The sequence below is a fragment of the Mucilaginibacter polytrichastri genome (genome assembly GCF_001911425.1).
In the GTDB taxonomy this organism is placed as follows: domain Bacteria; phylum Bacteroidota; class Bacteroidia; order Sphingobacteriales; family Sphingobacteriaceae; genus Mucilaginibacter; species Mucilaginibacter polytrichastri.
On sequence record NZ_MPPL01000001.1, the window covers coordinates 4,405,915 to 4,430,959 of the forward strand.

Consider the following 25,045-nt stretch of genomic DNA (forward strand, 5'->3'; position numbering starts at 1 on the left):
GGGCATCCAGGTTAATGGTATTGTAGTGATTACGGTAATATTCTATACCATGGTCATCATCCTTATTAAATACCGTGTTATTACCGATGCCAAAAAAGTTGGCGATGTTATTGGGCCCCCTCGAAAGCGCGCTGATATACAGATCATTATTACCAATGGCCTTTTTAAAATCACCGGTATAGCTAAACAAAAACGATTGCCTGCCCAGCGAATAACCCGCCAGTAAGGTTTGATGATAAGCATAAGGTTCTTTACGGAAGCCCTGTTTCTCGAACAGCATCCCGCCTATCAGCGTAATGCCTTCGTCTGTATTGTAATTGGCCAGTACAATAGGCGAGTTATTATTGTATTTAAAAGCCGTACGATCAAAGGAATTTACGAGCGTATCCGTAGCCGTGCGAATTTTGGCATCGGCACGCGATGGCAGGCTATTTTTCTCGTCAGACCGGTCGTACACATACAGATCATTGCGGTTATTCAGTTTTTTATCTACATAGAAGCTATCCACACCATCGCCGCCTATCATGCGTACTTTAATGGGCGAAGCCTCGGTACCGGTTACATTAAAAACATCTTTACCACCCAAACCATACAGCCTGATCTCTTTGGTAACCGATGGATCAAATACGCGGTGGTAGATTACCTGGGCAGTATCACCGCTCTTTTTAATTTTATGGATAGTTACTTCTACTTTACCACCAGCCTGCTCGTCTATATCAAAACGCTCCATTTTATTAGTAGCGGGGATATCCACATGGTCTGCCAGGAAGTTATAATAGATCAATCCTATTTTTTCGAGATTATCCCTGCGTTTCTCTAATTCGGTGATCAAATGCCCGCCCGACATGCGGTAGATATTACCCGGCATCCGTTTCATAGCGCTTATTATCAGGCTGTCTGTTAACAAACGCTGCACATCAGCAATCTGCTCTTTCCAATCGGCTTCGCTTAATTGAGTTAAAAAATACCGGTCGAAATAGCGGGCATTAAAGTTCCAGCCCGGCACATCACGAATATCGCCCGTGTAGGGCTGTAGCTGCGATTTTAAAAACTGGTGCGCCAATACCCATGGAAAAATTCCGGATGTGGTATAAAACACCTTATCCCGGTCGCGCGGTATCGGGGTATAAACGATGCCGGTGTCACCCTTATCATGTACCCAGCGCCATTGATCTTCGTGGCGGTCCCAGTCGCCAATTACAATATCCAGCAGACGGGCACGTAATACTAGTTTTTGCTCAACGCGGTTATCATTATCGGCCTCCAGTTTTTTTTCGGCTTTTTCAGTGTTATCGCTTTTGTCTACATCCAGCGGGTCCCGGTCTTCAAACAGGAAAACATGGTTCGCATAATCTTTACGATATTTTCCTAAGCCCGGGTCATCAGCCACATAAACAATCTGCGGATCTGAGTGCGGGATGCCCAATGCTTGTGCTAATGGCGGTACAATCAACGCCGAAAATGGGTGCGAAGTTGAAACTTCATCCTGCAAAATATCTTTAACAATAGTTTTACGCAAATCGGGCGGTAATGCGCGATCTGGATATTTTTGTACCGTACGTAAACGCCAGTCGTTACCCAGACTATCTTTTAGCTGCAGCGATTGGGTTTGTTTACCACCACCTTTTCCAACAATTTTTAAGCCGCCTTTTTCTTTCTCAAGATAAAAAACTTTCATATTTACCGGCGTAGCCCATAGCTTCCGGTAGTTTTCTCCAAATAAGGTACGGTGAAAATTTGTTACGCTATCGTACTCGGGCGCTACGGCAATTTTAATACTATCGCCTTTTATAATTTGCGCAAAAGCAGGCATAACGCTATTGCACAGCAGCGTTATTAAAAAAACGATGGAAATTTTGATGCTTTTATTAAAGTACATGTATAGCTTATAATCGATGATTTTTGTGGTTAAACATTTTGCATGAAGCAAATTAATACAATAACACAAATAGTTAACATTTGTGCGAAGGATAATTCACATTAATCAGTGTTACTACAGATTAATTAGTATGAGTTTCTACGTTGAGCCTTAAGGCTTTTAAGCCGGTTACGCCCTGCAATTCTTCCAGATTATGGTGTTCAACAATTCCGGATAACATTTTTTCATCCTGAAACTCTTTAATGTAGGGCATAAATTCATCTGCCTCACTATCGCTGGAGTAGATGAGTGCTATGGTGCCCGGCTGGGTAAGCCGCTCATCCGTATCTTTAATCAACACCTTATCAATTCGTTTTTTGATCACCTCGTAGCGGATATTGTAGGCACCTTCTACATCAAAACGGCGTTCATCTTTCCTAAAACAAATATCAATAGGCGCCGAATGTACAAATATAAGTTGCGTGGTTTCCAGTTTACACTTCATCAGGCCGGTAAGTTTACCGGTGATCTGTGCAATTTTAATCATAGATTTTAACTGCCAGCGACGAAAGGCGCCTAAATGATCCGGATCGAACGGTTGATCGGGGGCCAGTGACTGCCCGGTATAAATATCATACTCCACGCCATCCGTCCTAAATTTTTCGAAATAGCAGGGATAGATTTGCTGCAGCTTGCCCTGCGCCCTTTCAAAGTAATTATTAAGCGCGGTATTAATCATTGTCATCGACTCTTCCAGCTCGCGCCTGCCGGCAAAACCTTCGCCTGTCAGCTCGTTGGTGGCTTCAAAATAAGCGTCAATTAAAGGTTTGGTTTCCGGGAATTCTACTTTTATCTGATCCAGTACGGGATAGATTCTAATCTCTAAAAATTCTTTGATATTCAGCTCATCGCTGTCTGTAATTTGTTTACCTATACGGATTAGCCATGCTTCACATTGTTTAATCAGCTCTTCTTCTACAGATAGGCCTGCAATTTTAGAGAATACTTTAAATATATCCGACAGCTTGTTAAGCAACGTGCTCAGATCCTGCTGTAAGGCGATATTCCTTTTGGCGGTAGAACTACGGATATCTATAGCACCGTAATGCGGGGTCACGTTTTTAAATGAGATCGTTTTTATTTCTACATCTTCCGGGTTATCACGCCGCTGGCGGATATAGTTCCAGGCTACTTCATTAAATTTCCACTCAACAGATTGCTGCAGCGTTGTAAATTTATCTTTAATAATATCCTCAATACGCTCATTAAACTGTACAATACTGTTGTTTAACAGCTGTGATAATAATGGTACGGCAGCCTCCAGTTTAGAGAGTAGTTTTTCATAATGAATGATATCCTTTTTTGAATAAATCTCCATTACCCCGGCCAGCTTGCGGTTATGGTAAACCGGCATTACCCCGTATGAAATGATACCGGCCTTTTTCAGTGATTGCAGATAAATGTTTTCCCTGGCCTTATCATCATAAATTTCGTTATAGAACAGGGCTTTGGGATTTTTGATGTACGCCTGGGTAAGAGCCCCATAGGTTTCTTCGGATACATGCTGATCTGCATAAGCCTTAACCAGTACGCTGGTAAAACACTCTTCGGTATCATAAACCAATTTGCCGTTTACCTTTAAAAAGGGTAGCAAGCCAAATTCAACACTACTATTGCCGGTAAGGGTTTGCAGGGCATGTGTAACCTGCTCAAAAAGATCATTTTGGTTGGCAGTATCATTAACCAGCGCCAGCCTGATGTTTTCGATAGACTGATCTGCCGTAATATCTTCAATAGTAATAATGGCAAAGCCCTCAATCCTGAACATACTGAGCGGGATAACCTCTGCCAGTGCCTCTGCCCCTATGCCTGCCTGTAAATATTCTTCAATTAAATCTGCCTTTAACTCGGGGAGTGTTTGTTTGGCCGTAACTTCCACAAAACTGGTATCCATGTGGATGCTGAAATACTTCTCCAACCCGTCGGCATTACCTTCTTTCTGGTAAATGGTATCGGTATTTACGTCTGACGAAATGTGATATAGTTTTTCGAGCACAAGCCTATAAATATATAATTCCAGCCGCTTGTTAAAAGCATTGGCACCCTGGTTAATAATGGTTTTAGGGTCTGCGTTATAATCAGTTATAAATTGCACAAAGGCATCTGTGCCATATACCACATCGCCGGGGATAGGCATACCTATGCCCCAATAAAAATTGGCTTCATCAACAATAGGCGGCGATAATACGGCGTAGATGGTTTCTAACACCTGTTTGTATTTTGCCGCATCTTCTACCGCAATGGGGTACTGCAATTCGGGGTGTTCGGCTATTTTATTGAGCAACAGCTTATAAAATTCGGCCTTTATGGTTTGTTCTGTAGCTACGCGGCGCTTCAAATCATTCGCAAATACATGGAATGAAAATGCGGCATCAACCGCATCTGCCAGCTTCAGCTTTTTATCTATATGGAATACGTTAAACTGCATTACTATTTATATACTAAGATAACCTGCTTTTGGATGTTATTAATTAGATATTTAGTTTTAAGGTAATATACGGATACCAACCGTCTTTAGAATAACCCGTTTGTAATTGCAGCAAAACCAGGTCTGCAGGTGCAAAATACATACCGCCTGCAACACTGTTATGCCAAACTTTCGACGGCTGATCGTTCCCCCAAACCCTGCCCAGGCCGTAAGTTGCCGTAACGCCATACTGGCCCGGCAAAATATAAGGAGCCAAATTATTAATTTTCACCCTTGCCGACAGGTTATTATAAAACATTTGCTGCCCTGCAAAACGATACTGGCGAAACCCCGGCATATTATCGGGGCCGCCCAAAAACATGGATTGATAAAAGGGCGTTTTACCGAAAGTTAAGCCACCACCCATTTTATCACTGATAACAAACGACGAATTGGTGGTTACACTTTTATACAATTGCAGTTCCGGCGTTATTTGAAAATAGGAGCTCGAATAGGCATTTAAGCCCGCCATGCCCTGTAGCTTCAGGCCGAGGTATAGGCCCCAGGCGGGCAGCGTTGCATTGTTGCGCTTGTCATCAATATAAATGGCATTGATACCGGCATAAACCTTGTCTTTGGTAATAAACCGGCTATCATAATTATGAATAAGGGCCGGGTCATTAATTAACCTAATGTTATCATCGCCCTGGTAATGGTAGTATTGGAAGGTTGGCCCAATGCGCACGTTTTCTGACCCGGCTGCATTGCGGAAACGGGCATTAGCATCAAACCCAATCAGATTAAACTTAGCCCGGTAGTAGGTTTGGTAATCCCCTGTTTTGTTGAAGCCTGTATTGTTACCCTGCCCAAAATAGTTGATCACGTTTGGCGTGTAAACGTGGGCCTGCAATTCCAGGTCGGCTTTACTTAATGCGTGGAACCACTCGCCGGTATAGCGCAAGCGGTTGGCATCATTACCAAAGCCATGCATTAGCGTAACCTGTTGCGTGCTGCCCGGTGCCTTGCGAAAACCCTGACGAATGAATTTAACACCACCTTCAATCCAAAAGCCATCATCGGGATTGTAGCCTGTAGAAAGCAAGGGAATTGTATTATTAAACAAATTAACCGGCACATAACCCACCGTGGTAGAATCATCAGAAAAATGCTTAGTCACCCTGCCAGCCGCGGGGCCGCTGAACATGGCGTTACTTTGTTTACCGTAAACTTTGGTATGCGCATTAGTACTGGTGACGTAATAACTTTTTTGCCCCTTGCCGCCTATCAGCCTCACTTTAATTTTAGCCGATTGATCATCAACCGATACACTATCCTGCCCCTTGCCGGCATAAATGCGCAGCTCCCGGGTGATACGATGGTCAAACACTTTAGAGAACAATGCATAACTGATACCCCCATCTGGAGTACGTTTGTAAACGGATACCCGCACGTTGTTGTCTGTTGTATCTTTGATGATAAACAGCTCATCCACATCTGTGGCTTTGATATCGACTATGCGGTTAAAAAAGCGGTAATATTTGTCTGCTGCGGTTACCAGATTATCGCGGCGGCGTTGCATCAGTTTTAGCAATTCATGATGACGAAGATCATAAACAGCTTTTGGCAATTGATTTAAAGATGCATTCAATACCGAATCTGTTATAGCTGCAGTAAATTGTTTGGCAGTTTGCATCCAGGTATCGTAGACAATGCCCGATAAAAAGCGGGCATCAAGCTCGCGGCCATTGTAATAAAAATCATTGATATTGTCCTTTTTAGCTTTATATCCTTTCAGGTAGGGCGACACCCAGTCGGCAGATGCCAGTTTGTGTATCAGGCCCTCATTGATAAAAAATGCGGCCTCACGGTTGCGGGGTTCGGCACTGTAATATTTGTTTTTGCCCCGCTGCTTATCGGCCCAGCGCCACTGGTCCTGCTGCTGGTCCCAATCGCCGATGAACCAATCGAGCAGCCTTGCCCGGTAAAATTCCAGGGTATCAACCCGGTTAGCATTGTCCTTATTCAGCTTCCGCATCATTAAACCTGTGTTATCAGTTTTGCGGCCGGGATCGCTTTCTTCGAGCAGGCAAATGGTACCGGCAAAATCTTTTTCATAAAAGCCCAGTTTCCTATCCGGCGATACCCAGCCAATAACAGGTTTAGTATGTGGCACCTTAATGGCATTCGCCAAAACAGGTACCATCAGCGAAGCATATGGGTGCTGGCCCGACATGGCATCATCTATCCACGATTTGGCAAAAGTTTCCCTCCGGGCACCGGGTAATAAAATTTCGGGATATTTTTCAATGCTGCTTAATAGCCACTCCTTACCGCTTGCATCCTTTAACCGCAATGATTTGGTTTGATGTACGCTGCCGAATTGTACCGGCGTTAACCCACCTTTAAAGCTGCTTACTTTAATAACCGGCAACTTTACGGGTGCAGCCCATTCTTTCCGGTAATTTTCGCCATATAGTTTGCGGTGCAGGTTGCCCACCTGGTCGTATTCGGGCCGGGCTTTTACAATTACACTGTCGGCTGTTATGGGTTTATTAGTGCTCAATAGCGGCGGGGCAACGGGTTTGTAAGGCTTAGTATAAGCGAATACTTCGTTAAAAACAGTATCAGTACCTGCGTAGTAGGTAAACTTAATACTTTTATCAGCCATCAAATCGGCGGTTACAAAACCAGGCTTGGTTTGAGCATACAGGGCATATTTCCCTTTTTTTACAAAAGCCTCTTTGGCACCCGAGCCGCTTACCACCTGGATCTGCTCATGATCTTTAATAAACTGCAGCCCATGCTCGTGCCCGGATACATGGATCACGTTAGGGAAATCTTTAAATACACCGTTAATCTTCGCAATCATGTTGCGGTATAGCGGATGCCCCTGATCTTCTGTTATCGAAAATGTACCACGCAACAAAGGGTATAAGGCTCCCAGGCCCGGCAAAGGCACATATAATTTTTTATTAACTGATGTAAGCGGAAAAAAGTAGTCGACGATATTATAATAGCCACCATGGTGCCCGTACGACCAGAACGGGTGATGGTCTGCCAGCATAATTATTTTATCGCGATTCCGGTTTAATATCTCGCGGAAGCGGGCGGTAATTTCATCACCGGTTTTGCAATCGCAATCGGCATCGGGGTTTTCTTTACTGTAGATATAAACCCACCACTCAGAATCGAAGGCAATAACGACCAGGTTATCATTGATCTTAATTTCATAAGGGCCGGGGCAACCATTCTCTGGCACTACCTTTAATAAGGAATCTTTTTGCTCGCTGATGTATTCCCACTGCTGCTTTATTTTTGCCAGACCCTGCGGGCCCATCCGGTCCCAATCATGGTTGCCGGGGATAAAATAAACCGGGGCGCCTTTGCTGCGCATCGGCTGGTATTGCGATTGCAGAATGCCTTCGGTTTCTTTTTCTTCTTTACTGCCGGGCAGGCCCATCCCTGTCGGGTAAATATTATCGCCCAGATAAATTACGGTGGTTTTACCGGTAATAATTTTACACTGCGCATGGGTTAGTACACCACCCTGCTGCTTATCTGCTTCTCCTGCATCACCAATATAAATAATACGATGCACAACATTATCCTGTGCTTGTACAGCGCAGGATATTAACAACAATAAGCAACACAGTAGTTGTTTCTTCATATATAAACACCGGGATTATTTACCCGAATAATTAAATTTCAATACCGTTCCGGGATCAATCTTGTCGCCCTCGTTAGAGATGTATAAGTTGTTCTGACTATCAAACGCAATACCCTCCGGTTGCGGGAACACGGCCGGGTTTAATTTAAATACCTGCATCACTTTCCACTGCTCGTTAAGTATCACCAATAATTTATTAACAGATGATACCACATACCATTGCTTGCTACGTGGGTTTTGCGCCAGCGCCGAGGGATGAAAAGATACTTTCTGATCATTTAGCTGATCGGCAATGTGTTTTACATTGATCCTGAAATTTCCGTTTGCAGTTAGTTTGCCATCGCCACCCAGCTGAAAAATGAAGCCGCTGGTTTGCTTGCTGGTTTTGTCGATATCGCAATGCTTACACATTACATATACCTGGCCCTGCTCGTTGGCGTACATGCCTTCAAATTCGCCCGGGGGCAGCAGGCCTTTAAACTCCTGCGCATTGTCAATTTTAGTCCCGTTTACATCGCTCAGCGGGAATGTATATAGTTTACCCTTGCTTTGCAGCATCACTACCTGCCCGTTAGCAATAGCCATATCCTCAAAATCGCCGGTTTGTTTAAAACTGGAAAACTTGGCTTCTTTATCGCCAGGTTTCATGTAGTATACACGGCCGTTCTCATCCTCTTCGGCATAAAGCATGGCAGCATTACCTTTGTTAAAGGCAATGCCCGAAATTTCTTCGAGATTATCTGGCATAAAATATTTTACCGGTTTGTTGAGGTTGTAACCTTCGGGACTAAGAAAATCTGCTTTGGGTGCACACGACAATAGAGCGAATATCGCTCCCGAAGCCATTGTTAAACCAATATACTTTAGTCTGTTTTTTCTGGGGATAACTGTTATATTTTTTAATGACATTTTATATGATACTAGGGGTTAAATCTATTCTTCGCCTGGCTATTATTAAGAAATGGTTAAGCGCATAGTAATATACACGTACCTAGCGGCAATGTTTACTTTGATGTTTAATTTTGATGGAGCCTCACCCAGCCCTATCCAAAAGAGAGGGCTTAATAAGCTTAAACGTTTTCGTAGAATTCTAAATCCATATTAGTATCATTACTAATTATCTCATTTATTTGTGTTGCCCACGCAAAACCAGTTATGAAGAATTTTTTAGACGATAATTTCTTACTGCCCAATAAATCGGCAGAACGCTTATATCATGATTATGCCAAACAGATGCCGATCATTGATTATCATTGCCACCTGCCGCCCGATCAGATTGCACAGGACCTTCGTTTTGATAACATTACCCAGATCTGGCTTTACGGCGACCATTACAAGTGGCGTGCCATGCGTGCCAATGGTGTAAACGAAGCCTACGTTACCGGTAATAAGAGCGACTTTGAAAAGTTTGAAAAATGGGCAGCTACAGTACCTTATACCCTGCGCAACCCGCTTTACCATTGGACACACCTGGAATTGCAGCGCTATTTCGGCATCACCGACCTGCTGGGACCGGGTACAGCAAGAAAAATCTATGAAGATTGTACCGCCAAACTGCAAACGCCTGAGTTTAGTGTACGCAGCCTGCTTACCAAAATGAACGTAGAGGCGGTTGGTACCACCGATGACCCATTAGATAAGCTCGAATACCATCAGCAGCTTAAACAGTCTGGTTTTAGCACTAAGATACTACCTGCCTATCGCCCTGATAAAGCCATGAATGCGGACGATTTAACTGCACTGAATACTTATATCGATAAACTGGCGCAAGTAGTAAATATCGATATTGCTGATTACGATGCTTATTTACAGGCATTGAAAAGCCGTCATGATTATTTTGCAGCAAACGGATGCTCACTATCCGACCACGGCCTGGAGCAGATCTATGCCGAAGATTATACGGAGGAAGAGATCAGGAGCATCTTTAAAAAGATCCGCGATAATCACCCACTTTTACCGCTTGAGATCCTGAAATTTAAATCGGCAATGCTGTTTGAATTTGCCCTGTGGGATCACAAAAAAGGCTGGGTGCAGCAATATCACTTAGGTGCATTACGTAATAACAACAGCCGTGCCTTAAGAACATTAGGCCCCGATACCGGCTGGGACTCCATCGGCGACTTTAGCCAGGCCCGGTCGTTATCCCGTTTTCTGGATAAACTGGACAGCCAGGACAGGTTAGCTAAAACCATCATCTACAACCTTAATCCTGTTGATAACGAAATGATGGCCGCCATGGTGGGTAATTTTAATGACGGCTCTGTAGCAGGCAAGGTTCAGTTTGGTTCGGCCTGGTGGTTTAATGACCAAAAGGATGGCATGACCCGCCAGATTAACACACTCTCTAACATGGGCCTGCTAAGCCGCATGGTTGGTATGCTTACAGATTCGCGCAGCTTTATGTCCTTCCCCCGTCACGAATATTTCCGCAGGTTACTTTGCAGCATCCTGGGCGAAGATATTGAGAAGGGTGAGCTACCCGCAGATTATGAATGGGTAGGTAAAATTGTGCAGGATATCAGCTATAATAACGCGAAGGGGTATTTTAATTTTTAGGGTGAGGTCTGCTCTAATATTTGTCATGGCGAGGAGGAACGACGTGGCATTCTCGTCGCACGCTAATTCGATCTACATAGCTACGAGATTGCCACGCTATCGCTCACAATTGTAAAGGTCAAGTAATTCGGTAACAGAATTAGCTTTATACAATTAAAGCTAACGTTATGCGGAACATTAATAATGACCTCACCTTAAAACGGAACTATTTAAGTAAATATCGTTTTCTAATTGGAGAGTATGAACAGGTAAAGCGCGGGGAGCACCCTGTATTCAGATTTGCCAAAGATTTCTATTTGGCTCATGATACAGATGCAAGGGCTTTTTTAAAGTATTACAATCTTTTCAAACAGTCTGGTAATGAAAATGATCTGTTGCCAGGCAAGCGCGGACCTAAGTATGGGAACCGCAGGCCATCTGATGAAGATGAGCAGCAGATATTAAACCTTCGGGACCGGGGTTGCAATAAGTTTGAGATCACGAATCAACTTAAACAGAAATCAAATAACTTTACACCATCACCATCAGGGGTATACAACGTCCTGAAGCGGCATAACCGGAATCGTTTAAAGCCGGCAGACCGGGAATTAAAGGTAAAGATCATTAAGGAACGTATGGGCCAGTTAGGGCATATCGACTGTCATCACTTAAGCAAAAGTGTGATCAGGGGGCAAAACAGGAAGCTTTATCTGCTGTGTGTGCTGGATGATTATTCACGCGTAGCCTGGGCGCAGGTGATGGAGGACATCACCGCACTAACCACCATGTTTACTGCTATGCATTGCATGCAGGCAATCAAAAGAGAGTTCGGTATCCAGTTCGAGGAAATGATCGCAGATAACGGGCCTGAATTTGGGCCAGCTGGCAGTCAAAACAAAAACAAGCACCCGTTTGAAAGAATGCTAATGGAAACCGGCATTAAACGCCGTTACATGAAACCCTACAGGCCACAAACCAACGGCAAGGTTGAACGCTTTTGGAGGACATTAAAAGAAGATCTTATCGAAGAAACAGATTTTGATACCCTGCAAGAGTTAGAAGACGAATTGTTAAAATATCTTGTTTATTACAATTGGGAAAGACCGCATCAAGGCATTAACGGCAAAAAACCTATCGAAATGTGCACCCTAAACAACAAATAATAAATACCTAATTCTGTTACCGAATTACATAACCCTTACAACAATGACAATATTAAATATTAGAAGCTAAAACTTATAACACCTCGACCCATCACTCCCAACATAACTACCCGATTTTCTTGATGAGCCTCTATCTATATATAAACCTACAGACAGCTCATGACTGCCGTAGTTATAATTACCCAGGGCGTTCAGCGCATGATCATAAGAGTAGCCTATGCGCAGGTTGGGGGTGGCAAAAAATTCGATAATGCCGCCAAAAGCATTTTGGCTGGGCAAATCGTTTTGCAGGTTGTTTTTTTGATACAGCTTAACAGAACTGCGGTAAAATGCCCCGATTGACAGGCGCTCATTCATCAATATAAAACCGTCGATATCTAAAGATGTCGGGCCTTTTACATCATCCTTCAGCAAAATAACCGGCTTAAATTTCATCTGCTCGTTAATACCAATAAGCGCACCTGCGGTTAAGTAAAAGTGTGGTTGAGGTATAGGTACCAATATGCTCGATTCATTATTCTTTAATATAAACTTACCCAATATATTGGTGGCGGAGGCCCCGGCAAAGTAATGCGCTGTAGAATAATAGATCCCAAAGTTGGCATCGGGTGTCAGGCGGCTTTGCGACCCTACGGGCACGGCCTGGTCGCCGGGAGTAATGGCATTTAACTTTGCCCCGTCAATACCCAGCTGCATCATCCCGGCGGCAATGCCGAAAGACAGTTTAGAGTTTTCGTCTTCGCCCACACGAATGCGGTAGGCATAATTTAAATAACCGGTTACCACACTTTGCGCACCTATCTGGTCGCTGCTTAATATTACCCCAAGGCCTACACTTCCGTTTTGAAAAGAACCATCACCCGCCACCGCAAAACTTTTAGGCGCACCATTAACCCCCACCCATTGCGAGCGGTAGTACGATTGGATAAACAGATCGTCCTTATAACCCGCATAGGCCGGGTTAATATAAATACCATTAAAAATATACTGGCTAACCTGTGTGTCTTGCTGTGCCCTGGCACAAAGGGCGGTTATGGCAAACACCAACAGCAAAATGGTCTTTTTCATTTTTCAGTTAATTAGTTTTAGCCCTCAACAGGGTGATATACCCTTTATATACGTCCCATTTTCCACTACCTGGCTGCTGCACTTTAAGCAGGTAGAAATAAGTGCCTTCATTAAGCCCTTCTCCATTCCACTCGTTATTATAGCCTTTCTTTTGGTACACTGTAGATCCCCAACGGTTCATCACAATAAGCTCATTACCCGTGTAGTTACCCAAACCGGGTATCTCAAACGTATCGTTAACACCATCGCCATTAGGGGTAAATACATTAGGTATGGTTAAACCCAGCAACACGATGGTATTACTTGCTGTATTATTAGCCAGATCTGGGTCTGTTTCTGCCGCGCTTACACTGGCTGTATTGGTAATTGATGCATATTGTAGCGCTTTCACACGATAATCAAACGAGGTTGACTGCCCTGTCTCGAGTTTATCCAGCGTCCAGGTTATTTTCTTATTATAATCTGTATATACCGCGTTACCCATTGCCGGTGCAGTTAATTGCTGAAAAGCAACTTCGCCGGGCAGGCGGTTTTGTACGTTAACGCTTGTAGCGGTAGATGGCCCGTTATTTTTAATCATGATGGTATAGGTAAACGGTGTCTCTAAGTTCATAGAACTAAGTGCGGATGTAAGTAAAATTGACATATCTGCCGATACGATGTTGCCCGGTATTTTAACCACTACGTTAATAGGATCTGATAGTTCTGAAGCGCAGTCGCCCGAATTTATACTCATCACCTGGTAAGTACCGGGGCTGTTAACCACGTAAAAATCTTTAGTAGCATTGGCTATCTTATCTCCATTTTTTAACCACTGAAAAGCCACCCCATGAACAGATGCGGCATGTAATGTAGCCGTTTGCCCCTGCAGTATAGTTACAGTTTGACCTGCTATTGGGGGAGCGGCGTTGCCGGCGCTCCCCGTTGCAGCAAGTATTAGTGCAACCATAAAAGCAACAAATACTTTGTGGTTACCCATGGGTATGGTTTAAATTAATTAGTGCAATAACTTTCAACTATGGTACAATAGTTACAGTTGGTTTAGTTGGGTTAGGCTCAACTGTAACGGTTTGTGTATTTGATACTGCAGTTGTACAAGCCGGCCTGATGATGTACTTAACGCTAACCGTAAATGCCTGGGCACCCAGCGTGGCATCAGTAGTGGCGTTTAATGTATAAGTTGTATTGGTTGCACCGGTTATAGCTGTTCCGTTTTTTGACCACTGATAGGTATAGCCAAATACATCCGTATCTGTGGCTTCTGTATTTGCGGCCGTTGCCGTTAACACGGTGGTACCAATTGCGCTAACGCAAGCAGCTGCGGGCCCTGTTACCGTAGCTGTAATATTAGGCAAAGCATATATAACAACAGGCGTAGATGGATCTGACGTACAATTAGTGTTAGATGAGGTTGATACATAGGTATAATAACCCGGCGCTGGCGGTACATCAACCAAATTGGCTGTAGTACCCGCCAGGGTTACCGGCGTACCTGTTAAATCTTTACCAGGGTATCGTAACCATGCATATGTTGTACCTGATGATGCCGCAAGCATTTTTACCTGTTCTGCCGGGCAATAAACGGCTACAGCGCCGGTTAAACCAGCCAAAGTGTTAATTTGGGCTTTTGCTGTAATGCCCCCCATCATGATGATGAATGTGAGCAGGATTCTGAATAATGTTGACTTTTTCATGTTCTTTTTGGGTTCTAGGGTTTTATATTTAAAGTGTTACGTTTACTACTGGTTGTGTTGGTTTGGTATCTACAATTACACTAAAGGGCAGGCCTGTGCTACTGCAGGTAGTAGTGCCGTTTTTTACGGTAATGATGCCTGTGTAAGTGCCTGCCGCGGCACCGGCCGGTACTGCTACCGTAATAGCCCCCGGAGGTAAAACAGCATCTGTGATGTTTACAAAACCCGCCGTAATAGCAGGAGGATCCCAAACAATGCTGTAGCTAGTTGGTGCGTTACTGGAGGTATAAGGCATACTTGCAGTGGTTGTGCCCTTACAAGTTCTGGGTATTGCAGAATTAGTGATAGTTGGTGCCGGGTTTACATTTATAGTTACCGGTATACGGTCGCTCACCTCCGTACAGCCAGTACGGCTGGCTTGTACATAATACGTATTGGCAGCAGTTGTGCTCAGGCTGCCGGCGGGTGGGGTATAAGATGTGCCTGTTGTAATAGCGGTGCCGCCGGTTGCTGTACTATACCAGCTGTAAGTGGTACAATTTGGCTGTGCATTGTTAATGGCCAATGTTGCTGTGCTACCCTGGCAAATAGTTTGCGATGCAGCCACAGTACCCCCAATGGTAGTTACCGGGGTGGCCGGCAAGCGTTTTATATCATAAATGCGGAGAGCTGTACCCACAGCAGCTACGCCGCCTAATTGTATATCTACCCTATCAAATGCAGTACCGGTAGGGAGCGACTTGATATCCAGTTGGTATTCTTCATTACCTGTGGTACCGGGTAACAGTGTTAACGACAGATTAGTAGAATTGCTTAGAATGGGAGCCCCCACCGCAGTACTGCCATTATAGAGCTGAATTGTAAAGTTTGACAATGCCCCCAGATTAATTACCCCGCTACCACTGTTATTTTGCAATATCATCCGCACTACATCGCCGGGTTGCGATGGCGTGTTAAAAATTGCGGTTAAATACACTTCACTTAAAACCTGTGCGCCTAAATTGAGGGTAGCATATGTGCTTAAGCTATTGTCAATAGCATTAGTTGGGTTAGTTACCGAACCTGTTGCGTTAACCAGGCTAACGCCGCCTGCGCGTACGCCGGATAGCACATCAAGCGCAGTACCGCAGTCGGCAACGGCAGGCGTGGCTTGCATTACATAGGCATCATATAAATTCATGCTCTGGCCTATGGCAACGCCAGACATTGTAACCCACACGCCATCGTAATTAGCAGTTGGCGTAATGGTTAGCTCCATATCACCCGCGCCATTGGCAACGCCTACTAACGATGAAAGCGTAGTTGCAGAACCCGCAGCGGTGGCTTGCCAGGTGAAACCTGTACTAATGTCATTTTTTAACCCGGTAAATGGCTGAATTGTAACGCCACCTAATAATGCGACTAATGATGCCGGAATATTAACCTTTACCGTAACCGGCGTGCCAGAAATAATTTGACTGCTGAAAGACAAGAACTGCGTAACCGTAATTAAGCTGCCCACCCCTAACGGTCTGTTTATTACTGAGTAGGTAGTAATGTTGCCATCTGCCGCATTAGTTGGGTTGGTAACTGATGTTAGCGCACCAGCGTTAACCTGTTGGCTGGTAGCATATCGCCGGACGGGATAGGTACATTGAGCCCGTGCAACACCACTGATGCCGGCTATGCATAATAGCAAAGCCAGGTAGCGATACAGAGTGGTTAATGTTTTATTTCCGTGCACAGCAAGTGATAATAGTTTGGCTATTCCCGGTGCCTGAAACCATACTAAATCATGGTAATGTGATGCATAAACCGGGGAACTATTTATCTAATTTATCTAGGAAACAGGGCTTTACAGCGATTCATTTTGTTCATTAAACCCTGTTTTGTTCAGCCTGTGCACTGCTTGCTGCCAGCGAAATAAGATTTGCCGGATTAACCAAATTTTATTTATTTTTACGATTGAATTTATTTGCTTAACCGCAAATAAACATCTACCTGAATATTCCTGTAGGCTTATGGAGAGTTGGATCAAATATTTAGATTAGACAATTTGGAACCGCAAAGACAGATTTTACTGAACCAAACACCTTACACTTTGCAAGATCTGTATAACAGGTATGCAGGTATGCTTTTGGGATATCTTTCAGAAATTGTGAAAGATCATCAAAAGGCCGAACAGCATTTAGTAAGCATTTTTAACGCTATTCCGCAACATTTACACGAGATTAATAATACAGATACCAACATTTGGTGTCAGTTGCAACGCTTAGCTAAGAAACACTTGTCAGATTCGTTCGTTGTTGGAGGAGGAAGCCATTTGGGAAATGGAATAAACACCCGGCAGGATAAAAATAAATTTCTTGACCGAATGACCGACGAGCAACAATTAATTTTTTCCAGCATTTATTACAACCACAAAACAACATTACAACTGGCAAAAGAGTTAAATAAACCAGAGGATTTAATACGTACTACTTTAAAAGAAGCGTTTGCGATAATCAGAAAGGGGCTATGAATATTCAGAATTATATAGATAGCGGTATACTCGAAATTTATGTATTGGGCTCGGCATCCGAAGCGGAGACCCAAGAACTGCTGGATTATAAAGAAAAATTTCCTGAAGTAAAGCAGGCCCTTTTTGAGTTGGAAACCGACATGGAGCGTATTGCCCAACAAATGGCCATTAAACCTCCGCCGACCACCTGGCTAAAAATTCAGGAAAACCTGAACGAACTGATCGAAATGCCGGAACCAGAGCCACTCCGTTTAAAACAGCTTGGTGAACCTCAAGAACCCTATCAAAAAAAACGCGATCAGCAGTTTATCGAGGTAGAATCGGAATCGAGCCAGATGCGGCTTCACAAATCGTGGCGGTGGGTTTTTGCCGCTGTATTTGTATTAAGTAAAATCTTTTTGGGCTGCACGATATACTTCTACTTAGAAAACCGCCAAATAAACCGGGAATTGCAAGAGTTAAGAACAGAAGTGAAACAACTGCAAAGCAAATAAGCGGTACATACCTTAATTAACAAAGGCATCCCTAAAAGATGCCTTTGTTAATTAAAAATAGAAAACGGGTGTCACGTAAATTTAATTACAAATCCGAATATCCCGCTGCGTGCATTAAAATAATATCAGCCTTTGATACTGTATTTTGATACTCCGGCAAAGCCGATAACTTTTTCCAGTAAGCATCATCGCCAAAAGCCTTCCAATGGGCGTCATGTGTGGCCATATTATCGAAGCTGGTTAGGTACATGAGGTTAGGCATGCGGGAGCCGGCCAGTACGTGAGCATAGAAAACGGCGTTGAACCTCAGACGGGCAAATAAGCCCACTTCATCACCAACATTAAACATTTTTACTTTTTGCAGGTAACGTTCTTCCGTTGGGCCTTCGTAACTTCTAAGCTCATAAATATGATCTGCTTTGGGGCCATTGAGGTTGGGTAATTTATAATGAGGGGCTTTTTCAAAAGCTGTGAGAATCACATTTTCGAGGCGCTTGTATTTAGGGCAATCGTTGTTAAGGCTAATTTTTTGCAGATCGTTCAATCCCTTTAACGGCATCCATACCACAATCCTTTTATCGGCGCTGGTATCATTTGCCAGCGGCATAAATACACCTATTTTACTAAACCCTGCTTTGTGCAGTTGTGGCAGATAAGCGGTTTCGAAATATTGGCTCAATGAATCTGTTTGGGCTTTACCACTGGTGTGGTAAATACTGATCTGATAATAATCGCCAAATGCTTTATTGCTGTTCTGAGCGAAAACAGCAGTATTGGCTGTTCCTACTAACAAACATGCAAGAAACGTAGTAAAAAGTATTTTCATAAGTGGCTTAACTGGACACCAAGTTAACTAAAAAGCCGGTGAATAGTAAATTTAAAATCTATTCGAATTTCTTTTTATGACAATAAATATACAATAAATAAATAATTTAAGTGGCGCGATATAAAACCAATTTAACTTGTTGATGGTTTATATACTACCGCTTAATAAAAAGACCGGTAATAATTTAAGTAATATGTTAGTGTCTGCATTTCAAAAAACCGAACTTACCCCGTTACAAATTGTAACAGATAAAGTAACAATAGATGCCGATGAGCGTTTGCATGCTATCGCATGTAAAACAGAAACACTATCGGCTACTAATAATTCCGAACCGGTATTGCAGGTAATTGACAATAAAGACACACCAAATGATTTCTCAATAACTTTTAGCTACGCGCAACAATTGCATCGTACCAGGGTGTTAAAAATTGGCGTGGGTTACCGTAAACCTGCTTATGTATATAAAGTGGTGTTAAATAGCAGGCTCAGTGGTGGTGAATCGCAGTTGTGCTGGTTACAGCAAACCCAGCAAGGTTGGAATATATTATTGGGCAATAATCTGGATAATCAATTAGTAAAAGCCATAACAACAGCTATTGAAAGTATGGAATAACGGTTGCTATGATTTAATTTTTTAAGGCCATGGAACAGCAATTAAATCATTACGAATTTATTAACTCCCAAACAGGCAATGTAATTTGCCATTTATCGGTACAAACAGATATTACCGACAGGGAATTAAGCAAAAAACTGCAAAAGCGGCGAGCCGAACTTGCCTCTTCTAACAAACTATACGTCGAACTTATCTATTGGCAGCTCGAGGGTCACGTTATCAGATAAGTCAATACCTGGAGATGTGGTATATGTTAATGTTAGCGAAAAACGGCCCAGACCGATATTAAGGGAATCTAATATTTTCTTAATAAGTAATTCATGATCATGATCTATTAATTTCGATGATATTAAAACCATATCGGGTTTTACTTTTTGGCAAATAGCCTGCAAACTTTCCTTACCACCATAAATTTTATAACCATGCAAGTACATATTATGCTTGGCTTCATCATCATCAATCCAGCCAACTGGGCGCAGTTTGTGCCTATGATTCTGTAAAAGTTCTTTGATCAATAAATATCCGCTATCGCCCGCACCATATATTAATACCTTTTTTTCACCTTGCCTGTTCCTGTTAATTACATCGCTTAGCCATCTGTAAAAAAGACGGGTAAACATTACACCAATATAGGTAAGCAGAAAATCTATCAGGAAAAAATAAAATGAATATTCAGTTTTCCCTTTAACAAAAAGGATAACAGACAAGGCAACTGTAGATATTACAATGGTAATAAAATACCCCGCAGCTTCTAAAACTTCCATATACCGCCACATGCGATAATACAGGTTGGTAATATAAAACAGGGATATCTTAATGCATATAAACGTAGCCAGTACAATATAATCACTTTCTGAACCGGTAATGTGCATGGCTTTTGTAGCCACTAAAAAAGCACTGTATATGATCAAAATGTCTGTACATACACCTATGATAAGTTTTTTGTGGAAAAGAAAAAAACGAAGCATAAGGTTATTACCGCTTTTTTGCCCGCGCATACGCAGGTAAGAAAGCTTCTCTTCCGACTCGTTATAAACTTTTACTTTAGATAGTACTACTGAAAATATAACTGAAAAAACAGCCAGCATCAGTATACACAGAAACAGGTTATTAATTTGCGTTTTACATATTAAAACACACAATAGCCCCCATATACCACTAATACAGTATAAAGTTAAAACTGCTTTCTTTTCGCTAAGCCCTAAGGCTACCAGCCGGTGCGAGGTATGGTCTCTGCCTCCCTGGTCAACCCGGCGGCCGGCGGCAAGCCGCTTAATGGTTACCAGTGTAGTATCCATAATTGGGATAGCCATTAAGCTTATAGGGATAAGCAATACCAATATAGCCGAAGACGAGCCTAGTTTACCCTGTACTGCAACGCTTAAAAAAGAAAGGGAAAACCCCAGAAATAAACTGCCGGAATCGCCCATGAAAATGCGGGCAGGCTTGAAATTATAAAATAAGAAACCAAAGGTAGCGCCTGTTACAGCAAACGCCATTGATGCCAATACGTACTCGCCGTTTAAAATACCCAAGATACCTGCAATAAGGGCTACAATGCCAGATATACCAGCTGCCAGCCCATCCATGTTATCTAACAGGTTAACGGCATTAGTAATGCCAATTACCCATATAAACGTTAACGGTATACCGGCCCAGCCAAGTAAGCCGCCGCCAAATATAAAACCGTTATAAATTAAAATAAATGAGCATGCAATTTGGCTTAAGAGTTTAATTACCGGTTTTATTTCCCAGATATCATCTACCAGGCCTACAAAAAACATAACCGATGCAGCACCATAAAGCGCCCAATGCATTTCACCAAATTCCATACCTAACAGCGCAGCGCTAAAAGCAATAAAAATACCTATCCCCCCCATAAGGGCGGTCGGTTTTTTATGCCAGCGATCATTACGCGGATACACCACCCAGCCTTTGTGGTAGGCCAGCTTTATAATTAATGGTGTAATTACCAAACAGGCTACTAAGGATATGATGCCGGTAATAATAGGTTTAAGTACAACAGACATCATGGCAGAACTATTTATTCACTAAACTATACTTGAGCTCCAATACTTTATTTATACCTTGTTCAATAGTTAATAATTTACGGTTAAGCACGCTTAGCATTTTAGAATTATCGGGTTGCCTGCGGGTCATGTCTCCTTCTTTAAGGGGATCCAGGTGGATGATTGACGATGATGATCCGGTCATTGCAATTATCCTTTCGGCTAGCTCAACGATAGTTGTTTCTGTAGAATTACCAATATTTACTACTTCATTTAAGTGAAGTGATTTTTCAAATATCCTGGTTGTAGCCTCTATATTATCATCAATATAACAAAAAGTCCTGGTTTGCAAGCCATTGCCGTAAATTGTAATATCGTTGTTGTTTAAAGCGGCATCAATAAATTTACTTACAACAAAATCGCTGCTTTGCTTAGGGCCGTAAGTATTAAAAAATCTAAATATTGTAAACGGCAGGCCAAACTCTTTATAATACGATTTAAAAAATGCCTCGCCCACATTTTTTACAATAGCATAGGGCAGTCTTGAATTTAATGGTGTGGTGTGCTCGTTTTGAGGGAACTCTACCGGCTCGCCATAAACTTCTGAAGACGAAGAATAAAAGACGCGTTTAACACCTGTGTTTTTAGACAGGTTAAGTATGTTTTTTATACCTTCAATATCCTGCAGTACAGCTATAGGATTATTTAATGTTCTTTTTACGCCTACTAAGGCTGCGTAATGAAACACGTAGTCAAATTTGAAGGCCAGCATAATTGCCGATAAATCGTTATAATCATTTACATCACACTTTATAAAAGTAAAGTTATCGCATCCCTTTGGCAGGTTTTTTACAGAGCCGGTAATTAAATTATCGGCAACAACAATATGGTAATGTTTTGTTTGAACCAAGTGGCAAGCGAGCGCACCAGCGACATTACCTGCCCCGCCTGTTATTAGAATTCGTATCATAGTAAACGTATAAATAGTTAGATGTTAGATGCCTCTTTTAACGATGGGTTAATATTATATCCAATGTAATAAATTATCTTTTTTATTTTAATAAATAGTCGTACAACTTTTCAGTATCGCTCACTAAGCGGGTATACGAATAATTTTGTAATGCAAACTGCTTACCGTTTGCAGCCATTGTATCTCTCAGGCCTTTATTTAAGATTAGTTCCTTTAGCTTAGCCGCATAAACAACTGCCGATTGTTTGCATAAGAAACCGCTGTACCCATCTTTTACCACATCTTTTACGCCTCCCACATTGGTACATATAACACCTTTGGCCGATGCCATTGCTTCTATGATACTTACAGGTGTGCCCTCGTTTAAAGAAGTAAGTGCTATAATGTCAGATCCTGCGTTAATTACATCAATATCCTTACGCCACGAAGTAAATACGACATCTACATCAAAATTGTTTTCATTTGCGCTACAAAATGTTAGGCCAGACTCGCTGATTCTCTGCACTATAGGCTCCAATAACTCACCATCACCCACAATAAATGCCTTGAACTTAACTTCGGGGCTTGTTTCCTTAATTATCTTTAATGCATCAATAAATAAAAAATGATTTTTAATTGGTGCAAGTCTGCCTGTTATTGCTATTACAACCTCATTATCAGCAATATTGTAAAACCTACGGAAGCTTAAACGTTTCTCCGTGTTATTCTCGGCAAATTTAGCTAAATCAAAACCTAATTTTATTACATGGATCTTGTTTTCGGCGGCAATGCTGTATTTATATACAAGGTCGTATTTTTGCTGATCACTAATGGCAACAATTGCGTTACTTAAACCTGCAAGATAACGCTCAATACTTAAAAATATTTTTGTTTTTAACGGTGAAAAATAGCCGTCGAAAACATTACCATGGTAAGTATGCAATATTGCTTTTGGCCTTTTACCGCTATGGTAAGCGGCCAAACGGCCCAATACACCGGCCTTTGCAGCATGGGTGTGTACAATATCCGGATTATAACTTTCAACCACCTTTTTAATATGCCTAAAAGCCTTCGCATCTTTTAAAGGGCTTATGCTTCTATACATATCAGGTACGTATTCATATGCCACGTCCAAATCATTTAAAACATATTCCGAACTCCCTTCATGCGGGTCTTTAATACCCGCAAGTACTTTAGTTTGGTATTTTGGATTAATGTATTTAGATAAATAAGCTACATTATAGGTGGGGCCACCTACATTAAGTCTATTTAAAACTCGTAAAACCTTAGGCATTATTATACTTTAACCTCCTAAATTGAGTAATATAATTTACATTACACTATTTAAAAGGTTTTTTGTGTAAATTTTGTAGGCCTAATAACATACTATGTTTTTACTAACGATAATATTTAGTATCATTTTTTTCAAACCGGAATTAACTAAATACACCTAGTCAATCAGCATACTTTTATATAAATTGATATGCTTTTGTGCAATGCCATCTAAACTATACTTTTCTTTAACCAGTATTTTCAAAGCCGCTGCTTTAGCTGTAGCTTCTGCGTAATTTTCATAAATGTGTAGCATCATTTGTGGAAACAAAGCAGCCTCAGCCAAATATCCATGGGCCGGAGTAATTACTTCGGGGATGCTACCTACCGGGGTAGCTAAAACAGGCAACCCCGAAGCACCGGCTTCGAGCAGAGAGATAGGCAACCCTTCCCATAAAGACGGCATCAAAAACACATGCGCCCTGGCACACATTTCTGCTATATTGTTGCTAAAACCACAAAAATCAACAACATCTGCAACACCCTGTTCTTGTGCATATTGCATAAGCTGCGCTCTTAAAACGCCGTCTCCTACCAGTTTTATCTCAAACTCAAACTGATGCTTTAAACACGCTGCAAAATCAATTAAACATTTTTGATTCTTAACATGCTCCAACCTGCCTATACACAAAAAAGTAAACTTTGGGTACTTAATATACGAAGTGGCGTAACTCTCAACATTAATTCCGTTTGGAATTATTAGCGCGTCCGACTTATAGCAAGGCCGTCTCATTTTCTCGGAAAACAAAATATCTGCTTTTCTAAATGGTTTCAGAAACTTCACAATACCAAATCTTATTTTAGAGCCAATATTAAAACTGTGAGATGTAAAAACAACAGATAAGCTGGGGTTAATGATTTTTAATAACGAGGCAAATATCAAAGCATGCATTAAATGCGCATGTATAAGTTTTATATTGTTTTGCTTTATAAATTTGTTTACTGCAAATAGCCCTTTAATAAACAACCAGGGGTTTTTAGTAAGCTTTAATACACGGGCATTTATTTTATTATCCAAAAAATTTTGCAACAACCTGTCTAACTCACTTAAACCAATAACATGTACATCAAAACCGTTATTGTTTAAGTAGAGGCTTAAATCAAACACTACTTTCTCTGCGCCGCCAGGGTTTAAACCTGTAATAAGTTGCAAAACCTTGGGTTTATCCATTTAAACATTTAATTGTGCTATCAGTAATATTTTTAGCTACAACTTCCCATCTGTAACTTTCGGCAGTGATAATGTTTTTAGTAAAAATTGACATTCTTAATTCTTTACTGATTTGAAGCATTTTAATCTTTTCAAGATAAGCATCAACATCAAACCCCTTTAAAACAGATCCGTTTTCCCCATCTTTTACAATGTTATCGAGGCCCCCTGCATTTGAAGCAATAATTGGCAAACCACATGCCATAGCTTCAAGTACCGCGGTAGGCGTGCCTTCGGCAAAAGATGTTAAAAGAAAGCAATCGCTGTTATCATATAATTTCTTTATGTCGAAAGTGTCTTTAAACCCTAGCAGAGAAACATTATTTAATTGCTTTTTATCTATAATACTTTGCAAAGCCTGCTTTAATGGCCCGGCCCCTGCTATTTTAAAACTCATATCTTTTAACTTCTCTGCGATATTTAATATAAATTCAATATTCTTAACCGGGTGCAGGTTTGCCGCAGTAATTATCTCAAATCGGGGGCGGTCAAAGTCTTTAGTTTGCTGTTTTTCAAAAAAATGTGGCTGTATGCCGCTGGGTTGTATATTTATTTTCCGGCCTGTTAATTTATGTAGCAGGTTTCCAGATTCGAAACCTGTAGTAAAAATAAGATTTACTTTTTTTAATAAATATGGAAGCAGCTTATAATGAGCTGGGC

The 25,045-nt window shown here is 41.8% G+C and carries 19 protein-coding genes; 5 read left to right on the plus strand and 14 right to left on the minus strand.

All coding sequences use genetic code 11. From position 1 onward, the window contains the following. The 4 genes from RG47T_RS18920 to RG47T_RS18935 form a co-directional block, all read right to left on the minus strand. Positions 1 to 1,879: hypothetical protein (locus tag RG47T_RS18920; RefSeq protein ID WP_253187539.1), on the minus strand; the 1,879-nt coding region annotated here is incomplete at its 3' end. Positions 1,880 to 2,000: 121 nt separating this feature from the next. After that, positions 2,001 to 4,346, minus strand: a complete 2,346-nt coding sequence (locus RG47T_RS18925; RefSeq protein ID WP_074491020.1) for a hypothetical protein — start codon at positions 4,344 to 4,346, stop codon at positions 2,001 to 2,003. 43 nt (positions 4,347 to 4,389) lie between these two features. Continuing rightward, the gene (locus RG47T_RS18930; RefSeq protein ID WP_074491021.1) at positions 4,390 to 7,992 is read right to left on the minus strand and encodes a metallophosphoesterase; all 3,603 of its coding nucleotides are present in this window, start codon (positions 7,990 to 7,992) and stop codon (positions 4,390 to 4,392) included. A gap of 15 nt (positions 7,993 to 8,007) precedes the next feature. Beyond that, positions 8,008 to 8,901 carry an SdiA-regulated domain-containing protein gene (locus RG47T_RS18935; RefSeq protein WP_074491022.1) on the minus strand — a complete coding sequence of 298 codons (894 nt, stop codon included), beginning with the start codon at positions 8,899 to 8,901 and terminating at the stop codon, positions 8,008 to 8,010. Positions 8,902 to 9,147: 246 nt separating this feature from the next. On the opposite strand from RG47T_RS18935, the gene uxaC reads away from it, so the two are divergent. Both uxaC and RG47T_RS18945 read left to right on the plus strand, forming a co-directional pair. Further along, positions 9,148 to 10,548: a glucuronate isomerase gene (gene uxaC / locus RG47T_RS18940; protein ID WP_074491023.1), complete on the plus strand. Its 1,401-nt coding sequence runs from the start codon at positions 9,148 to 9,150 to the stop codon at positions 10,546 to 10,548. A 167-nt stretch (positions 10,549 to 10,715) separates the two neighbouring features. Next, complete coding sequence (locus RG47T_RS18945) at positions 10,716 to 11,690, plus strand: integrase core domain-containing protein (protein ID WP_074490421.1); 975 nt, start codon at positions 10,716 to 10,718, stop codon at positions 11,688 to 11,690. A gap of 66 nt (positions 11,691 to 11,756) precedes the next feature. On the opposite strand, the gene RG47T_RS18950 is transcribed toward RG47T_RS18945, so the two are convergent. The 4 genes from RG47T_RS18950 to RG47T_RS18965 are packed head-to-tail and all read right to left on the minus strand — an operon-like array spanning position 11,757 to position 16,175. Then, on the minus strand, positions 11,757 to 12,758 hold the full coding sequence (locus tag RG47T_RS18950; RefSeq protein ID WP_074491024.1) for a PorP/SprF family type IX secretion system membrane protein: 1,002 nt from the start codon (positions 12,756 to 12,758) through the stop codon (positions 11,757 to 11,759). 7 nt (positions 12,759 to 12,765) lie between these two features. Then, entirely contained in the window at positions 12,766 to 13,737 is a 972-nt protein-coding gene (locus RG47T_RS18955) for a T9SS type B sorting domain-containing protein (RefSeq protein ID WP_074491025.1), read from the minus strand. Between the two features lie 37 nt (positions 13,738 to 13,774). Further along, positions 13,775 to 14,452 (minus strand): hypothetical protein, encoded by a 678-nt coding sequence (locus RG47T_RS18960; protein ID WP_074491026.1) that lies wholly within the window; start codon positions 14,450 to 14,452, stop codon positions 13,775 to 13,777. 28 nt (positions 14,453 to 14,480) lie between these two features. Next, positions 14,481 to 16,175, minus strand: coding sequence for an immunoglobulin domain-containing protein (locus RG47T_RS18965; RefSeq protein ID WP_074491027.1), 1,695 nt, complete (start codon positions 16,173 to 16,175; stop codon positions 14,481 to 14,483). Between the two features lie 414 nt (positions 16,176 to 16,589). On the opposite strand from RG47T_RS18965, the gene RG47T_RS18970 reads away from it, so the two are divergent. Both RG47T_RS18970 and RG47T_RS18975 read left to right on the plus strand, forming a co-directional pair. After that, positions 16,590 to 16,952: a sigma-70 RNA polymerase sigma factor region 4 domain-containing protein gene (locus RG47T_RS18970; protein ID WP_139235737.1), complete on the plus strand. Its 363-nt coding sequence runs from the start codon at positions 16,590 to 16,592 to the stop codon at positions 16,950 to 16,952. After that, positions 16,949 to 17,446: a hypothetical protein gene (locus RG47T_RS18975; RefSeq protein ID WP_074491029.1), complete on the plus strand. Its 498-nt coding sequence runs from the start codon at positions 16,949 to 16,951 to the stop codon at positions 17,444 to 17,446. Before RG47T_RS18970 ends, RG47T_RS18975 begins: the two co-directional genes overlap by 4 nt. A gap of 85 nt (positions 17,447 to 17,531) precedes the next feature. Here the strand turns inward: RG47T_RS18975 and RG47T_RS18980 are convergent, their stop codons facing one another. Continuing rightward, positions 17,532 to 18,272 (minus strand): NIPSNAP family protein, encoded by a 741-nt coding sequence (locus RG47T_RS18980; RefSeq protein ID WP_074491030.1) that lies wholly within the window; start codon positions 18,270 to 18,272, stop codon positions 17,532 to 17,534. Between the two features lie 142 nt (positions 18,273 to 18,414). Here RG47T_RS18980 and RG47T_RS18985 point away from each other — a divergent pair, with 142 nt between their 5' ends. After that, positions 18,415 to 18,885 carry a hypothetical protein gene (locus RG47T_RS18985; RefSeq protein ID WP_074491031.1) on the plus strand — a complete coding sequence of 157 codons (471 nt, stop codon included), beginning with the start codon at positions 18,415 to 18,417 and terminating at the stop codon, positions 18,883 to 18,885. 176 nt (positions 18,886 to 19,061) lie between these two features. Here RG47T_RS18985 and RG47T_RS18990 read toward each other — a convergent pair whose 3' ends face one another. The 5 genes from RG47T_RS18990 to RG47T_RS19010 all read right to left on the minus strand — a co-directional run. Then, positions 19,062 to 20,918 (minus strand): hypothetical protein, encoded by a 1,857-nt coding sequence (locus tag RG47T_RS18990; protein ID WP_083627459.1) that lies wholly within the window; start codon positions 20,916 to 20,918, stop codon positions 19,062 to 19,064. A 7-nt stretch (positions 20,919 to 20,925) separates the two neighbouring features. Next, positions 20,926 to 21,864: an NAD-dependent epimerase/dehydratase family protein gene (locus RG47T_RS18995; protein ID WP_074491033.1), complete on the minus strand. Its 939-nt coding sequence runs from the start codon at positions 21,862 to 21,864 to the stop codon at positions 20,926 to 20,928. Between the two features lie 82 nt (positions 21,865 to 21,946). Next, entirely contained in the window at positions 21,947 to 23,137 is a 1,191-nt protein-coding gene (locus RG47T_RS19000) for a glycosyltransferase (protein WP_074491034.1), read from the minus strand. 156 nt (positions 23,138 to 23,293) lie between these two features. Next, a complete protein-coding gene (locus RG47T_RS19005; protein ID WP_074491035.1) occupies positions 23,294 to 24,346 on the minus strand; it encodes a glycosyltransferase family 4 protein in 1,053 nt (350 codons plus the stop codon). After that, positions 24,339 to 25,045 (minus strand): glycosyltransferase family 4 protein (locus tag RG47T_RS19010; RefSeq protein WP_216351075.1); only part of this gene is annotated, 707 nt, incomplete at its 5' end. The genes RG47T_RS19010 and RG47T_RS19005, both read right to left, overlap by 8 nt.

What these genes read in the sequence shown, in the direction of transcription:
- RG47T_RS18925 (WP_074491020.1), bottom strand. Translation starts at nt 4,346, where the DNA reads ATGCAGTTTAACGTATTCCATATAGATAAAAAGCTGAAGCTGGCAGAT.
- RG47T_RS18930 (WP_074491021.1), bottom strand. Translation starts at nt 7,992, where the DNA reads ATGAAGAAACAACTACTGTGTTGCTTATTGTTGTTAATATCCTGCGCT.
- RG47T_RS18935 (WP_074491022.1), bottom strand. Translation starts at nt 8,901, where the DNA reads ATGTCATTAAAAAATATAACAGTTATCCCCAGAAAAAACAGACTAAAG.
- uxaC (WP_074491023.1), top strand. Translation starts at nt 9,148, where the DNA reads ATGAAGAATTTTTTAGACGATAATTTCTTACTGCCCAATAAATCGGCA.
- RG47T_RS18945 (WP_074490421.1), top strand. Translation starts at nt 10,716, where the DNA reads ATGCGGAACATTAATAATGACCTCACCTTAAAACGGAACTATTTAAGT.
- RG47T_RS18950 (WP_074491024.1), bottom strand. Translation starts at nt 12,758, where the DNA reads ATGAAAAAGACCATTTTGCTGTTGGTGTTTGCCATAACCGCCCTTTGT.
- RG47T_RS18955 (WP_074491025.1), bottom strand. Translation starts at nt 13,737, where the DNA reads ATGGGTAACCACAAAGTATTTGTTGCTTTTATGGTTGCACTAATACTT.
- RG47T_RS18960 (WP_074491026.1), bottom strand. Translation starts at nt 14,452, where the DNA reads ATGAAAAAGTCAACATTATTCAGAATCCTGCTCACATTCATCATCATG.
- RG47T_RS18975 (WP_074491029.1), top strand. Translation starts at nt 16,949, where the DNA reads ATGAATATTCAGAATTATATAGATAGCGGTATACTCGAAATTTATGTA.
- RG47T_RS18980 (WP_074491030.1), bottom strand. Translation starts at nt 18,272, where the DNA reads ATGAAAATACTTTTTACTACGTTTCTTGCATGTTTGTTAGTAGGAACA.
- RG47T_RS18985 (WP_074491031.1), top strand. Translation starts at nt 18,415, where the DNA reads ATGGTTTATATACTACCGCTTAATAAAAAGACCGGTAATAATTTAAGT.
- RG47T_RS18990 (WP_083627459.1), bottom strand. Translation starts at nt 20,918, where the DNA reads ATGATGTCTGTTGTACTTAAACCTATTATTACCGGCATCATATCCTTA.
- RG47T_RS18995 (WP_074491033.1), bottom strand. Translation starts at nt 21,864, where the DNA reads ATGATACGAATTCTAATAACAGGCGGGGCAGGTAATGTCGCTGGTGCG.
- RG47T_RS19000 (WP_074491034.1), bottom strand. Translation starts at nt 23,137, where the DNA reads ATGCCTAAGGTTTTACGAGTTTTAAATAGACTTAATGTAGGTGGCCCC.
- RG47T_RS19005 (WP_074491035.1), bottom strand. Translation starts at nt 24,346, where the DNA reads ATGGATAAACCCAAGGTTTTGCAACTTATTACAGGTTTAAACCCTGGC.